Here is a 14,763-nt window from a genome sequence, read left to right as displayed (position 1 = left end):
CCACTGCCGGATGCTCGCCCGGTGACCCGGGTCGACCTCCATGGTTCCCCTCGGCTTAGTGCACCGGCACGTCACCCGTCAAGCCGTGAAACCGTAAAGAACCGAAAAAAGAAAACCGCCACCCCAGGTAACCGGAGTGGCGGTTGGCACTTCAGGACCGAGGGTGCTGACTAGGCGGCACCGGTGGTCTGGGAGCCCTCGGGCCGACCGCCGGTGGGCGGCAGGCTCGGGAGGTCGTCGCCGTGGGCAGCGCCCAGAGCGGCCTCCATCTCGGAGATCTCGTCGGAGGGGCTCTCCACCTCGATGTCGAGGTACTTGTAGTTGGGGAGACCCGTACCGGCGGGGATGAGCCGGCCCATGATGACGTTCTCCTTGAGGCCGCGCAGGTAGTCCACCTTGCCGTTGATGGCGGCCTCGGTGAGCACCTTGGTGGTCTCCTGGAAGGAGGACGCCGAGATGAACGACTCGGTGGAGAGCGAGGCCTTGGTAATGCCGAGCAGCAGCGGCTCGCCGACGGCGGGACGCAGATCCTTGGCCATGACCTTCTCGTTCTCCTCCTCGAACACATACTTCTCGACCTGCTCGTCGACGAGGAAGCTGGTGTCGCCCACGTCGGTGACGCGCACGCGGCGGAGCATCTGCCGGACGATCACCTCGATGTGCTTGTCGTTAATCTTCACGCCCTGGAGCCGGTAGACTTCCTGCACCTCATCCACCAGGTAGCCCGCGAGCGCCTTCTCGCCGAGCACCTTGAGGATGTCGTGCGGGTTGGCCGAGCCCTCCATCAGCGCCTCGCCGGCCTTGACGCGGTCACCGGCGTGCACGTTGATGTTCTTGCCCTTGGAGATCAGGTACTCCTTGGCCAGGTCGGTGCGCAGCTCGCCGCCCACCTCGGGGGTGAGGATGAGCTTGCGCTTGCCCTTGGTGTCCTTGCCGAAGGACACCACGCCGTCGATCTCCGCGACGGCCGCGGCGTCCTTGGGCTTGCGCGCCTCGAAGAGCTCGGCCACGCGGGGCAGACCGCCCGTGATGTCCTTGGTCTTCGTGGTCTCGCGAGGCACCTTGGCGATGACCTCACCGGCATGGATCTCATCGCCGTCGTTGACGGTGATAATGGAGCCCTGGGGCAGGAAGTAGCTCGCCGGAGCCTTGGAGGAGATGAGGTTCTTGGTGTTGCCCTCCTCGTCGCGCAGGGTGATGCGCGGACGGGCCTCGGGGTCCTTGGACTCGACGACCGTCTTGCGGCTGAGGCCGGTCACCTCGTCCAGCGACTCGTTCATCGTGACGCCTTCGATGATGTCCTCGAAGCGCACGGTACCGCCCACCTCGGTGAGGAGCGGGATGGCGAACGGATCCCACTCGGCCAGCAGGGTGCCGGCCTCGAGCTTCTGGCCCTCCTTCACGAGGATGCGGGCGCCGTAGATGACCTGGTAGCGCTCGCGCTCACGGCCGGTCTCGTCGACGATGACGAGCTCGCCGTTGCGGTTCATGGCCACGAGGCTGCCGTCCTTCTTCTGGACCGTGGCCAGGCCGGAGAACTTCACCGTACCCGCGTTGCGGTTCTCGAGGCTGGACTGCTCAGCGCGCCGCGTCGCCGCACCACCGATGTGGAAGGTGCGCATCGTGAGCTGGGTACCCGGCTCGCCGATGGACTGCGCCGCGATGACGCCGACGGCCTCGCCCACGGACACCTTGCGGCCACGGGCCAGATCACGGCCGTAGCACTCCACGCAGATGCCGCGCTTGGCCTGGCAGGTGAGCACCGAGCGGATCTTCACCTTGTCGAGGCCGCTGTTCTCGATGCGCTTGACGCGCTCCTCGTCGATCTCCTCGTTGGCGCGCACGAGCACGTCGTTGGTGACCGGATCCAGGATGTCATCGAGGGCCACGCGGCCCAGGATGCGCTCGCCGAGCGGCTCGATGATCTCTCCGCCCTCGACCAGGGCGCCGATGAACAGGCCGTCCATGGTGCCACAGTCGTACTCGTTGATGATGGCGTCCTGCGCCACGTCGACGAGGCGGCGGGTGAGGTAGCCAGAGTTGGCCGTCTTGAGGGCCGTGTCCGCCAGACCCTTGCGGGCGCCGTGGGTGGAGATGAAGTACTGCAGCACGGAGAGGCCTTCACGGAAGTTGGCCGTGATGGGCGTCTCGATGATTTCACCGGAGGGCTTGGCCATGAGGCCGCGCATACCGGCCAGCTGGCGGATCTGCTGGGCGGAGCCGCGGGCACCGGAGTCGGCCATGATGTAGATGGGGTTGAACGACGGCTGCTTGCGCACCTCGCGCTTGCCGTCCTTCTCACCCACGGCCTCGTCCTGGGAGATCTGCTGCATCATCTCGGCGGCCACCTTCTCGGTGATCTCCGCCCAGATATCGATCACCTTGTTGTAGCGCTCGCCGTCGGTGATGAGACCCTCGAGGTACTGGTTCTCGATCTCCGCCACTTCCTTGCGCGCGAAGTCCAGGAACTCCTGCTTCTTGGCAGGAATGATCATGTCCTTGAGCGCGATGGAGATGCCGGCGCGGGTCGCGTTGGTGTAGCCGAGCGACCGGATGCGATCGGCCAGGAGCACCGTCTCCTTCTCGCCGGTGAGGCGGTAGCAGAGGTCGATGAGCCCACCGAGCGACTTCTTGTCGAGCACCTTGTTGATGGCGTCGAAGCCCACCCTGCGCGGCACGATGTCCCACATGAGGACGCGGCCGACGGTGGTCTCCTTGCGCTTGCCGTCGATGCGGCAGACGACCTTGGCCTGGAGGTGGACCTCGCCATGGTCGTACGCGGCGCGCACCTCGTCGGGCGAGGCGAAGACGCGGCCCTCGCCGTGAGCGAACTCGCGGGCGCGGGTCATGTAGTAGATGCCGAGCACCATGTCCTGCGTGGGGACGATGATGGGCTTGCCGTTGGCGGGGCTGAGGATGTTGTTGGTGGACATCATCAGCACGCGGGCCTCCATCTGAGCCTCGATGGAGAGCGGCACGTGGACGGCCATCTGGTCACCGTCGAAGTCCGCGTTGAAGGCGGCGCACACCAGCGGGTGGAGCTGGATGGCCTTGCCCTCGATGAGCACGGGCTCGAAGGCCTGCATGCCGAGGCGGTGCAGGGTCGGAGCGCGGTTCAGGAGGACCGGGTGCTCGCGGATGACGTCCTCGAGGATGTCCCAGACCTCGGGACGCTCCTTCTCCACCATCTTCTTGGCGCTCTTGATGGTGGTGACGTAACCCTTCTCCTCGAGCTTGTTGTAGATGAACGGCTTGAAGAGCTCGAGCGCCATGATCTTCGGCAGGCCGCACTGGTGCAGGCGCAGCTCGGGGCCGACGACGATCACGGAACGGCCGGAGTAGTCCACGCGCTTGCCGAGCAGGTTCTGACGGAACCGGCCCTGCTTGCCCTTGAGCATGTCGGACAGCGACTTCAGCGGCCGCTTGTTGGGGCCGGTGATCGTCTTGCCGCGGCGGCCGTTGTCGAACAGCGCGTCCACGGCCTCCTGGAGCATCCGCTTCTCGTTGCGGATGATGATGTCCGGGGCGTTGAGCTCCTGGAGCCGCTTGAGGCGGTTGTTGCGGTTGATGACGCGGCGGTACAGGTCGTTGAGGTCCGACGTGGCGAAGCGGCCACCGTCCAGGGGGACGAGCGGACGCAGGTCGGGCGGGATGACGGGGATGACGTCCAGCATCATCCACTCCGGCTTGTTGCCGGACATGCGGAAGGCCTCGGCGACCTTGAGGCGCTTGGCGTACTTCTTCTTCTTGGCCTCCGAGTTGGTCTCGCGCATGTCGCGGCGGAGATCCTCGGACAGCCGGTTCACGTCGATCGACTTGAGCAGCTCGCGGACGGCCTCGCCGCCCATGCCGGCGGAGAAGGACTCCTCACCGTGCTCCTCGTAGAGCCGGTGGAGCTTCTCCTCGCTGACGAGCTCGCCACGCTGCAGCGGCGTCGCCTTGGGGTCGATGATGATGTAGCTCTCGCAGTAGAGGACCTTCTCGAGCTCCTTGAGCGTGATGTCGAGCAGGTTGCCGATGCGCGAGGGCAGCGACTTGAGGAACCAGATGTGCGCCACGGGAGTGGCGAGCGTGATGTGGCCCAGGCGCTCACGGCGCACCTTGGACTGGATGACCTCCACGCCGCACTTCTCGCAGACGACGCCACGGTGCTTCATGCGCTTGTACTTGCCGCAGTTGCACTCGTAGTCCTTCACGGGGCCGAAGATGCGAGCGCAGAACAGACCATCCCGCTCCGGCTTGAAGGTGCGGTAGTTGATCGTCTCCGGCTTCTTGACCTCGCCGTGCGACCACTGCCGGATCTTGTCCGGCGACGCCAGCGCGATGCGAATGGCGTTGAACGAGAGCGGATCCTTCGGCTTCTCGAAGAAGTTGAAAATGTCCTTCACGGTGCCTCCGAATTTCTTCTGAGCGCGTGAGCGCGAATTCGTTTCGCCTGGCCGCCAGCGCCCGCCCTCTGAGGGAGCGGGCGCCGGGGGTCAGGCACGCTGGACTAGGCCTCGGTACCGGTCTTCACGCGGTCCTCGCCGTCACCACCACCACCACCACCGAAGTCTCCGGAGAAGGAGCGCTGGCGCTCGGGGGGAGCGCTCTCCAGCAGCTCGACGTCGAGCGCGAGCGACTGGAGCTCCTTGAGGAGCACGTTGAACGACTCGGGCAGGCCGGACTCAAGGACGTTGTCGCCCTTGACGATGGCCTCGTACATGCGCGTGCGACCCACCACGTCGTCGGACTTGACGGTGAGGAACTCCTGGAGCGTGTACGCGGCGCCGTAGGCCTCCATCGCCCACACTTCCATCTCTCCCAGACGCTGGCCGCCGAACTGGGCCTTGCCGCCCAGGGGCTGCTGCGTGACGAGCGAGTAGGGCCCGATGGAGCGGGCGTGGATCTTCTCGTCCACCAGGTGGTGCAGCTTGAGCATGTACATGACGCCCACGGTGACGTTCTGGTCGAACGGCTCACCGGTGCGGCCGTCGAAGAGCACCATCTGACCGGAGCGCGGCAGCCGGGCCTCGTCGAAGAGCGAGTGGATCTCCGTCTCGCGCGCGCCGTCGAACACCGGCGTGGCGACATGGATGCCCCTCTTCAGGCGGAAGCACAGGCTCTTGACCTCGTCGTCGGACAGCCCGTCCACGAAGTCGCCGAAGGCCTTGTCGTCGTAGACGGTCTTCAGCTGCTTCTTGAGGTTCTCGCCGCTGTAGTTCTCCTCGATGTAGCGCTGGAGCTGCTCGCCCACGCCCTTGGCGGCCCAGCCCAGGTGCGTCTCGAGGATCTGCCCGATGTTCATGCGCGAGGGCACGCCCAGCGGGTTGAGGACGATGTCCACGGGACGGCCGTCCTCGAGGAACGGGAGATCCTCCTCGGGGAGGACGCGGGAGACGACGCCCTTGTTACCGTGGCGGCCGGCCATCTTGTCGCCCACGGCCAGCTTGCGCTTGATGGCGACGTACACCTTGACCATCTTGATGACGCCCGGCGGGAGCTCATCGCCCTTCTTGATGCGGGCGATCTTCTCGCCGAAAGCCAGCTTCACGGCCTCGGTGGTCTCCTCCAGGTTGCGGAGGATGTCGCGCAGCTTGCCATCGAGCGGATCGCCGACGGAGATCTCCGTCCAGTACTTGTACGGGACAGTGGCCAGCAGCTCATCGGAGACGATGTCCCCCTTCTTCAGGAGGATCTTGCCCTTGTCGTCCACGAGCTTGCCCTGGATCTCCTTGCCACGGAGCATGATGCGCAGGCGGCCGTAGGCGCTGTCGCGCAGGACCTTGATCTCGTCGTTCTGGTCCTTGAGGAGCTTGGCCTCCTCCATGGACTCGATCTGCTTGGCGCGCTCGTCCTTCTCGACGCCCTTGCGGCTGAACACCTTGGCGTTGATGACGGTGCCCACCACGCCGGGGGGCACGCGCAGCGAGCTGTCGCGCACGTCGCCGGCCTTCTCACCGAAGATGGCGCGCAGCAGCTTCTCCTCGGGGGAGAGCTGGGTCTCGCCCTTCGGAGTGATCTTGCCCACGAGCACATCGCCAGGCTTCACCTCGGCGCCGATGCGGATGATGCCGCTCTCGTCGAGGTCCTTGAGGGCCTCCTCACCCACGTTCGGGATGTCGCGGGTGATCTCCTCCTTGCCGAGCTTGGTGTCGCGCGCGATGCACTCGAACTCCTCGATGTGGATGGACGTGAAGACGTCCTCCTTGAGGATGCGCTCGGAGATGAGGATGGAGTCCTCGAAGTTGTAGCCCTGCCACGGCATGAACGCGACGACGACGTTCTGGCCCAGCGCGAGCTCGCCGGTCTCGGTGGCGGGACCGTCGGCGATCACGTCACCCTTCCGCACCCGGTCGCCCTTGCGGACGATGGGCTTCTGGTTGAGGCACGTGTTCTGGTTGGAGCGCTGGTACTTCAGGAGGTTGTAGATGTCGACCTCGCTGGAGATGTCGAACGCGCCCGTGGCGGAGTCCGCCTTCACCACGATGCGGCTGGCGTCCACGCTCTCCACGACGCCGTCGCGCCGGGCCACGCAGGTGACGCCGGAGTCGCGGGCGACAATCGCCTCGATGCCGGTGCCCACGAGCGGAGCGGCGGTGCGCAGCAGCGGAACAGCCTGGCGCTGCATGTTCGAGCCCATGAGGGCGCGGTTGGCGTCGTCGTTCTCGAGGAACGGGATGAGGGAGGCGGCCACCGACACCAGCTGGTTCGGGGACACGTCCATCAGGTCCACTTCCTCGGCCTTGGCCTGGACGAACTCACCGCCGCGGCGAGAGGACACGAGGGGGTTGAGGAACTTGCCCTTCTTGTCCGTCTCGGCGTTGGCCTGGGCGATCGTGTGCTTCTCCTCCTCGAGAGCGGAGTAGAAGGCCACGTCACCGGTGACCGAGCCGGCCTCCACCTTCTTGTACGGCGTCTCGACGAAGCCGAACTCGTTGACGCGAGCGAAGGTGGACAGCGACGCGATGAGGCCGATGTTCGGACCTTCCGGCGTCTCGATGGGGCAGATGCGGCCGTAGTGCGTCGGGTGCACGTCGCGCACCTCGAAGCCCGCGCGCTCGCGGGTGAGGCCGCCGGGCCCGAGGGCGGACAGACGACGCTTGTGCGTGACCTCGGACAGGGGGTTCGTCTGGTCCATGAACTGCGACAGCTGGCTGGACCCGAAGAACTCCTTGATCACCGCCGTCACCGGCTTGGCGTTGATCAGGTCGTGCGGCATGAGCGTCTCGATCTCCTGGAGGCTCATGCGCTCCTTGATCGCCCGCTCCATGCGCACCAGACCGATGCGGTACTGGTTCTCCAGCAGCTCGCCCACCGCGCGCACGCGACGGTTACCGAGGTGATCGATGTCGTCGATCACACCCTTGCCGTTCTTGAGGTCCACCAGGTAGCGGATGACCTCGAGGATGTCGCGCTTGGTGAGGATCTGCCCGTCGAGCGGCTCCTCGAGGCCGAACTTGAAGTTCAGCTTGAGGCGGCCGACCTTGGACAGGTCGTAGCGCTCGGGGTTGAAGAAGAGGTTGCTGAACAGGTTGGTGGCCGTCTCCGGCGTCGGGGGATCACCCGGGCGCAGGCGGCGGTAGATCTCCATGATCGCCTGCTCGGGCGACTCGATCTTGTCCAGCATCAACGTCTCACGCAGGTAGGGACCCACGTTGAGGTTGTCGATGAAGAGGACCTTGAACTCCTTGATGTCGCGCTTGAGGAGCTCGTCGATCTTCTCCTGCGAGACCTCCTCATTGCACTCGAGGATGACCTCGCCGGTGTTCTCGTCCACCACGTCGTAGGCGGACACCTTGGTGAAGAGCTCGTCCGCGTCGATGGGGAGCGTCTTCATCTTGGCCGCCTCGAGCTTCTTGATGGCGGCGCGGGTGAACTTGCGGTTCTTCTTGACGATGATGTCGCCCGTCTTCGTCTTGATGTCGCGCGTGGCGCGCTGACCGGGCAACAGCTCCAGCTCCACCGACTTCTCGAAGTCAGTGTTGCTCTGGAGGTAGATGGTCTCCGTGGCGTAGTAGTAGTTGAGGATCTCCTCGGTGGAGCCACGGAACTCCAGCGGGTTCTTCTTGGCGGTGTCCGCCACCGCGCCCAGGGCGCGGATGAGCACCGTGGCCGGCAGCTTGCGACGCCGGTCGATGCGCACGTACAGGATGTCCTTGTGGTCGAACTCGAAGTCGATCCACGAGCCGCGGTACGGGATGATGCGGGCGTTGTAGAGCAGCTTGCCAGACGAGTGGCTCTTGCCCTTGTCGTGGTCGAAGAAGGCACCCGGGCTGCGGTGCAACTGGCTAACTACCACGCGCTCAGTCCCGTTGATGATGAAGGTGCCGTTCTGGGTCATCAGCGGGATTTCGCCGAAGTAGACCTCCTGCTCCTTCACATCGCGGATGGACTGGGCGCCAGTCTCCTCATCCTTGTCCCACACGACCAGGCGCACGACGACCTTGATGGGCGCCGAGTAGGTCATGCCACGCTGGTGGCACTCATCCACATCGTACTTGGGCTTCTCGAGATGGTAGCTGACGAACTCGAGCGAGGACGTCTCGTTGAAGTCCCGGATCGGGAATACCGACTTGAAGACCCCCTGAAGCCCAATGTCCTCGCGCTTCTCCGGCGGGATGTCAGCCTGGAGGAACTTCTCGTAGGATTGCTTCTGGATGTTGATGAGGTTGGGAATGTCGATGGTCTTCGCGATCTTCGCGAAGGTCTTCCGAACTCGGAAGTTGTTCTGGATCTGCGTCGGCATTCGAACTCCGGGGCGAGCAAGCTCAGGCGGGGCGAGCTTGGGTAACGCGCAGCGGCAGCGGAAAATTTAGAGATACGGAAAGGGCAAAGCCGGCGCACCCTTCCCGGGCACGCCGGCCTGCTCATCCGGTCAGGAGGCGGCGGGAATTTTCCGAAACCCGTCGCCAACCTGAGAAACAACAACTACTTGACGTCGACCTTGGCGCCAGCCGCGGTGAGCTGGTCCTTGATCTTCTTGGCGTCGTCCTTGTTGACGCCCTCCTTGACGGTCTTCGGGGCGCCCTCGACCAGGTCCTTGGCCTCCTTCAGGCCCAGGCCGGTGATGGCGCGGATCTCCTTGATGACGTTGATCTTGTTCGCGCCGGCGTCGGCGAGGACGACGGTGAACTCCGTCTTCTCCTCGACCGGGGCGGCGGCGGCAGCGGCGCCCGGGCCAGCGGCCACGGCCACGGCGGCGGCGGAGACGCCCCACTTGCTCTCGAGCTGCTTCACGAGCTCGGCGGCCTCCATCACCGTGAGGGTGGAGAGCTGGTCAACGATCGAATTCAGGTCAGCGGCCATTGTGAATGTCCTTCTTTTCTAGCGGCCTGCCTCCCCTTGGGGAGGAAAAGGCCAGAGGTTTGCGGTGGGTCTGCTTCTGGGTGCTATTACTTGGGCTGCTTGTCCACGTTCGCCTGGAGCACGCGGGCCAGCTGGGAGCCGGGGGCCGCGATGGTGCGAACGAGCTTGCCGGCAGGCTGGTTGAGCATGCCGAGCAGCTGGGCGCGGAGCTCGGGCAGACCGGGCATCTTCGCCAGGGCCTTCACGCCCTCGACGTCGACACGGCGGCCCTGCACGGACGCGCTGCGGACCTTGATGGTCTCGAGATCCTTGATGAAGTCCACGAGGATCTTCGCCGGAGCCACGACATCGTCGTAGCTGATGGCGATAGCCACGGGCCCCACGAAGTCCTGGGAGATGACCTCCACAGGCGTACCCTTCGCGGCGCGCTTGGCCAGCGTGTTCTTCAGGACCTTGTAGTCCACCTTGCCGTCGCGGAACTTCTTGCGCAGCTTGGTCACGGTCTCCACGTTCAGCTTGGAGAACTCCGCGACGATCGCAGTCTGAGCCCTCGAGAACTTCTCGTTGAGCTCCTTGATCAGTTCTTCCTTCTCGCTCTTGATCACTTGGTTTCACCTCCTCACGACACCCACCCGAAGGCGGGCTGGATTACCTGGGCCACGCAAGTGGCAGAGCGAGAGGAGCCCCGTAAGGCACCACACCGCACCTCCAGTCTCGGCAGGGCGACTCCATGAGTCGTTTGAACCCTGGGTGGTCTTCGTGGCTCCGACCGGTTGTCCGGTTGCCAACGGAGGGCACGAGTCCCACCCCGGGTCCCTGCTGTCTGGGACCAGGGATGTTTGAAGCGTCCCGTCTCATCGACGTGGCGCTTCAATTGCAAAGCCGGGGCGCTATACCCGCGGCTTCGCGAAACGTCCAGCAAATTATGACCGCGGGCGTCAATCAGACGACGAAGGGGGCCCCCTGGTGTGAGGCCCCCCTCAGTCAGAACCGACGACTTCCCTGCCCTACCCCTGACTACCGGTGGCGGGCGAGGATCTCGTTGGTGTCGATCTTGATGCCCGGGCTCATGGTGGCGGAGATGGCCACGCCCTTGAGGTAGACGCCCTTGGCGGTGGCCGGCTTGAGCTTCATCACCAGGTCCACCAGGGTGTTGAAGTTCTCGGTGAGCTTCTCCGGGGTGAAGGAGGCCTTGCCGACCTTGACGTGGACGATGCCGGCCTTCTCGGCGCGGAACTCCACCTTACCGCCCTTGGAGTCGCGAACGGCCTTGGCCACGTCCATGGTCACCGTGCCCACCTTCGGGTTGGGCATGAGGCCACGGGGACCGAGCACCTTACCGAGGCGGCCAACCACACCCATCATGTCCGGGGTGGCAATGACGGTGTCGAACTCGAGGAAGCCGCCCTCGATGCGCTTGGCCAGCTCGTCGCCGCCAACCACGTCAGCGCCGGCAGCCTCGGCCTCGGAGGCCCGCTCGCCCTTGGCGAACACGGCCACGCGCACCGTGGCGCCCGTGCCGTGCGGGAGGACCACGGCGCCACGGACCATCTGGTCCGCGTGCTTGGGGTCCACACCGAGGTTGAGCGCAACCTCGACAGTCTGATCGAACTTGGTGGCGCGGAGGGCCGTGGTCTCCTTCAGGAGAGCGAAACCCTCGGCGATGGTGTAGCGCTTGTTGCGGTCCACCTTCGCGACGGACGCGCGGAACTTCTTACCGGTCTGAGGCATGTGAAATATCCTGTTTCAGAAAAGGTGAGGTGGAGAGGTCAGACGATCTCGATGCCCATGGAGCGCGCGGTGCCAGCGATGGTGCGCTTGGCGGCGTCCAGAGAACCAGCGGTCGTGTCCTCGATCTTCTTCTTGGCGATCTCCTCGAGCTGCTTCTGAGTGATCTGCCCCACCTTCTCCTTGCCCGGCTTCTTGGCGCCCGAGCCCTTCTTCTTCTCGGTGTGCAGGCCCGCCGCCTTCTTGATGAGGACGGCCGCGGGAGGCGTCTTCAGGATGAAGGTGAAGGAGCGATCCTGATACACGGTGATGATCACCGGGATGATCAGACCCTCCTTGGCCTCCGCCTGGGTCTTGGCGTTGAACTGCTTGCAGAACTCCATGATGTTCACGCCCTGCTGACCGAGCGCGGGGCCGATCGGAGGAGCGGGGTTCGCCTTACCGGCGGGAATCTGCAGCTTGACCTGTCCTGTGACCTTCTTCATCGGCTGACGACTGCCTTTCGAGACGGTGGTTCCGACGGGCCGCTTGACGAGCGGCCCTCCCACCCTGGGTATCCCCGAGCGCTCTCACGCCGGGGAAGACTGCTAGCCGGTGGTCTTCTCCACCTGCATGAAATCGAGCTCCACCGGAGTGGCGCGACCGAAGATGCTCACGAGCACCTTCACGCGACCCTTCTCCGCGTTGACCTCCTCCACCGTGCCATTGAAGTTGGCAAAGGGGCCGTCGATGACGCGGACGGTGTCTCCGTCGGAGAACTGCACCTTGGGCTTGGGCTTGAGCGTCCCCTCGGAGATCTGCGAGGTGAGCCGAGCCACCTCCTTGTCCGAGATGGGCGTGGGCTGCTCGTTCTGGGCCGCACCGGGGAAACCGGTGATCTTCGGCGTGTTCTTCACCAGGTGCCAGGAGCGGTCATTGAGCTCCATCTGCACGAAGAGGTAGCCCGGGAAGAACTTACGCCGGGACGTCTTCTTCTCGCCCTTCACCATCTCGACGACCTGTTCCATCGGAATCAGGATTTCGCCGAACAGCTCCTGCAGCCCCTCGAGGCGGATCCGCTCTTCCAGGCTCTTCTTCGCCTGGTTCTCGAAGTTCGAGTAGGTGTGGACCACGTACCATTTCATCGCCATTACAACTTCCCCCAGATGGCGGGTATCCACTCAACCATAAGGTTGTAGGCGAGGGTGTCGATGCAGAAGAGCAGAACGGCCGCCACGATGGACGCGACGATGACCGCCACGGTCGACGCCTTGGTCTCCGCCCAAGAAGGCCAGGTGACCTTCATCAACTCAGAGGCAACCTCAATCGAGAGGGCGTGAGTCTTGGGGTACGCGTAAGCCCACACCACGAGCCCCGCGGCGAGCAGGAAGCCCACCAGGGTGGAGACCTGCCAGTCGACACCGTCGACGATGACGGGGTCGCTCCAGCCGGCCCGGGCCCAGAGGAGGCCACAGACGTGCTCCAGGAAGAGCGCGAAGATGAGACCCGCGATGAGGAAGAAGATGACCACGAGCCGCTTCGGGTCCATCCCCGAACGGTTCGCCTGCTGGCTGGCTTCGGATGCCGCTGCCATGATTCCTCGCTGACTGAGTACTGCCTGATCCCGGAAACACAGGGACCCCCGGTACGTGGGTACCGAGGGTCCCTGCAACTAACAACTGGCAGGCCAGGAGGGATTCGAACCCCCAACACGCGGATTTGGAGACCGCTGCTCTACCGTTGGAGCTACTGGCCTAGAGAACACCCGACCACAACAACAGAACTAGACCTTACCTTCCTTATGGACGGTATGCTTCCGGTCGCGGGGGCAGAACTTGCTCAACTCGAGCTTGTCCTGGCTCTTCCGCTTGTTCTTGGTGGTGTAGTAGTTCCGCTCTTTGCACACCGTGCACTCGAGCGAGATGATGCTTCGGTTACCCTTGGGCATGACTTGAACTCGATAAGCACGAGGGGAAAGCTGTTTATAGCAGCTCCCCCCTCGGGGTTAACCACCTGCTGGGGCGGGCCCAAAGCCCGCCAGCCAACTAGGCGATGATCTCGGCCACGACGCCGGCGCCCACGGTACGGCCACCCTCGCGAACGGCGAAGCGCAGCTCCTTCTCCATGGCCACAGGGGTGATCAGCTCCACCTCGATGGCGATGTTGTCGCCAGGCATCACCATCTCGACGTTGTCGGGCAGCTTCACCGTGCCCGTCACGTCCGTGGTGCGGAAGTAGAACTGCGGGCGGTAGCCCTTGAAGAACGGGGTGTGACGGCCACCCTCTTCCTTCGAGAGCACGTAGATCTGCGCCTTGAACTTGGTGTGCGGGGTGATGGAGCCCGGCTTGGCCAGCACCTGGCCGCGCTCGAGGTCCTCACGCTTCAGACCACGCACCAGCGCGCCGATGTTGTCGCCCGCCCGGCCCTCGTCCAGCAGCTTGCGGAACATCTCCACGCCCGTGACGACCGTCTTCTGCGTCGGACGCAGACCGACGACCTCGATTTCCTCGCCCACCTTGATGATGCCGCGCTCCACGCGGCCGGTGGCCACCGTACCGCGGCCGGCGATGGAGAACACGTCCTCCACCGGCATCAGGAAGGGCTTGTCCGTGGCGCGCTGCGGGGTGGGGATGTAGCTGTCCACCGCCTCCATCAGCTTGAGGATGGACGGCTCGCCGATGTCCGAGGTGTCACCCTCGAGCGCCTTGAGGGCCGAGCCCGGGATGATGGGGATGCTGTCGCCCGGGAACTCGTACTTCTTGAGCAGGTCGCGGACCTCCATCTCCACGAGCTCGCGCAGCTCGGGGTCGTCCAGCATGTCGACCTTGTTCAGGAAGACGACGATGTAGGGCACGCCGACCTGGCGGGCGAGCAGGATGTGCTCGCGCGTCTGGGGCATCGGGCCGTCGGCGGCCGACACCACGAGGATGGCGCCGTCCATCTGCGCCGCGCCCGTGATCATGTTCTTCACGTAGTCGGCGTGACCCGGGCAATCCACGTGCGCGTAGTGACGGTTCTTCGTCTTGTACTCCACGTGGGCGGTGGAGATGGTGATGCCGCGCTCGCGCTCCTCGGGGGCCTTGTCGATCTGGTCGTACGCGAGGAAGGTCGCGCCGCCCGTCTTCGCCAGCACCTTGGTGATGGCTGCCGTGAGGGACGTCTTGCCGTGGTCAACGTGGCCGATGGTGCCGATGTTGACGTGCGGCAAGCTTCTGTCGAACTTTTCCTTGGACATAACGCTCCTCGAAAAATGGAGCCCTGAACCAGGATTGAACTGGTGACCTCATCCTTACCAAGGATGCGCTCTGCCAACTGAGCTATCAGGGCTTGTATCTGCGACTACAACACTGGAGCGGGAAATGGGACTCGAACCCACGACATTCAGCTTGGAAGGCTGACGCTCTACCAACTGAGCTATTCCCGCGATGCGGATGGAGGGAGTTGGATTCGAACCAACGAAGGCGTAGAGCCGGCAGATTTACAGTCTGCTCCCTTTGGCCGCTTGGGTATCCCTCCGCAACGCTTTCCTCAACTACCGTGAAACCACTGTTTCTTCCTACTGCTTTTTTTGCCCCGGGCCCTCATCCGCGGCCCCGTGCTGGCCGGCGGCGGGATTTGAACCCGCGACCTACTGATTACAAATCAGGTGCTCTACCAACTGAGCTACACCGGCATCCATCACTCCGGCTGCTTCCCCTACCCGCCGTCCCGTCGCCGGGAACCGTCAACCGCCCGTCCCGTCGAGGCGCGCCCTTTTAGAAGTCCCC

General features: G+C 64.3%; 10 protein-coding genes and 5 tRNA genes. All 15 read right to left on the bottom strand.

Annotated elements, in window-relative coordinates; genetic code table 11:
• Positions 1-170: 170 nt before the first annotated feature.
• Positions 171-4,388 carry a DNA-directed RNA polymerase subunit beta' gene (gene rpoC, locus OV287_RS22095; RefSeq protein ID WP_267536019.1) on the bottom strand — a complete coding sequence of 1,406 codons (4,218 nt, stop codon included), beginning with the start codon at positions 4,386-4,388 and terminating at the stop codon, positions 171-173.
• Positions 4,389-4,492: 104 nt separating this feature from the next.
• Positions 4,493-8,728 carry a DNA-directed RNA polymerase subunit beta gene (gene rpoB, locus OV287_RS22090; protein ID WP_267536018.1) on the bottom strand — a complete coding sequence of 1,412 codons (4,236 nt, stop codon included), beginning with the start codon at positions 8,726-8,728 and terminating at the stop codon, positions 4,493-4,495.
• Between the two features lie 182 nt (positions 8,729-8,910).
• Complete coding sequence (rplL, locus tag OV287_RS22085; protein WP_267536017.1) at positions 8,911-9,288, bottom strand: 50S ribosomal protein L7/L12; 378 nt, start codon at positions 9,286-9,288, stop codon at positions 8,911-8,913.
• Between the two features lie 86 nt (positions 9,289-9,374).
• Positions 9,375-9,893, bottom strand: coding sequence for a 50S ribosomal protein L10 (rplJ, locus tag OV287_RS22080; RefSeq protein ID WP_267536016.1), 519 nt, complete (start codon positions 9,891-9,893; stop codon positions 9,375-9,377).
• Between the two features lie 412 nt (positions 9,894-10,305).
• Complete coding sequence (rplA, locus tag OV287_RS22075; RefSeq protein WP_267536015.1) at positions 10,306-11,019, bottom strand: 50S ribosomal protein L1; 714 nt, start codon at positions 11,017-11,019, stop codon at positions 10,306-10,308.
• 38 nt (positions 11,020-11,057) lie between these two features.
• Positions 11,058-11,501 (bottom strand): 50S ribosomal protein L11, encoded by a 444-nt coding sequence (gene rplK, locus OV287_RS22070; protein WP_267536014.1) that lies wholly within the window; start codon positions 11,499-11,501, stop codon positions 11,058-11,060.
• Between the two features lie 102 nt (positions 11,502-11,603).
• Entirely contained in the window at positions 11,604-12,146 is a 543-nt protein-coding gene (nusG, locus tag OV287_RS22065; protein ID WP_267536013.1) for a transcription termination/antitermination protein NusG, read from the bottom strand.
• Positions 12,146-12,589, bottom strand: coding sequence for a preprotein translocase subunit SecE (gene secE, locus OV287_RS22060; RefSeq protein ID WP_267536012.1), 444 nt, complete (start codon positions 12,587-12,589; stop codon positions 12,146-12,148). Before secE ends, nusG begins: the two co-directional genes overlap by 1 nt.
• Positions 12,590-12,675: 86 nt before the next feature.
• A tRNA-Trp gene (locus OV287_RS22055) sits at positions 12,676-12,751 on the bottom strand.
• A gap of 27 nt (positions 12,752-12,778) precedes the next feature.
• On the bottom strand, positions 12,779-12,943 hold the full coding sequence (rpmG, locus tag OV287_RS22050) for a 50S ribosomal protein L33 (RefSeq protein ID WP_108076707.1): 165 nt from the start codon (positions 12,941-12,943) through the stop codon (positions 12,779-12,781).
• 97 nt (positions 12,944-13,040) lie between these two features.
• Positions 13,041-14,231 (bottom strand): elongation factor Tu, encoded by a 1,191-nt coding sequence (tuf, locus tag OV287_RS22045; RefSeq protein WP_267536011.1) that lies wholly within the window; start codon positions 14,229-14,231, stop codon positions 13,041-13,043.
• A 16-nt stretch (positions 14,232-14,247) separates the two neighbouring features.
• A tRNA-Thr gene (locus OV287_RS22040) sits at positions 14,248-14,323 on the bottom strand.
• Positions 14,324-14,344: 21 nt separating this feature from the next.
• Positions 14,345-14,420 (bottom strand) — tRNA-Gly (locus OV287_RS22035).
• A gap of 8 nt (positions 14,421-14,428) precedes the next feature.
• A tRNA-Tyr gene (locus OV287_RS22030) sits at positions 14,429-14,512 on the bottom strand.
• 84 nt (positions 14,513-14,596) lie between these two features.
• Positions 14,597-14,669 (bottom strand) — tRNA-Thr (locus OV287_RS22025).
• Positions 14,670-14,763: the final 94 nt, after the last annotated feature.

The sequence above is a fragment of the Archangium lansingense genome (assembly GCF_026626635.1).
GTDB lineage: Bacteria > Myxococcota > Myxococcia > Myxococcales > Myxococcaceae > Archangium > Archangium lansingense.
This window is presented reverse-complemented; position numbering and strand designations above follow the sequence as displayed.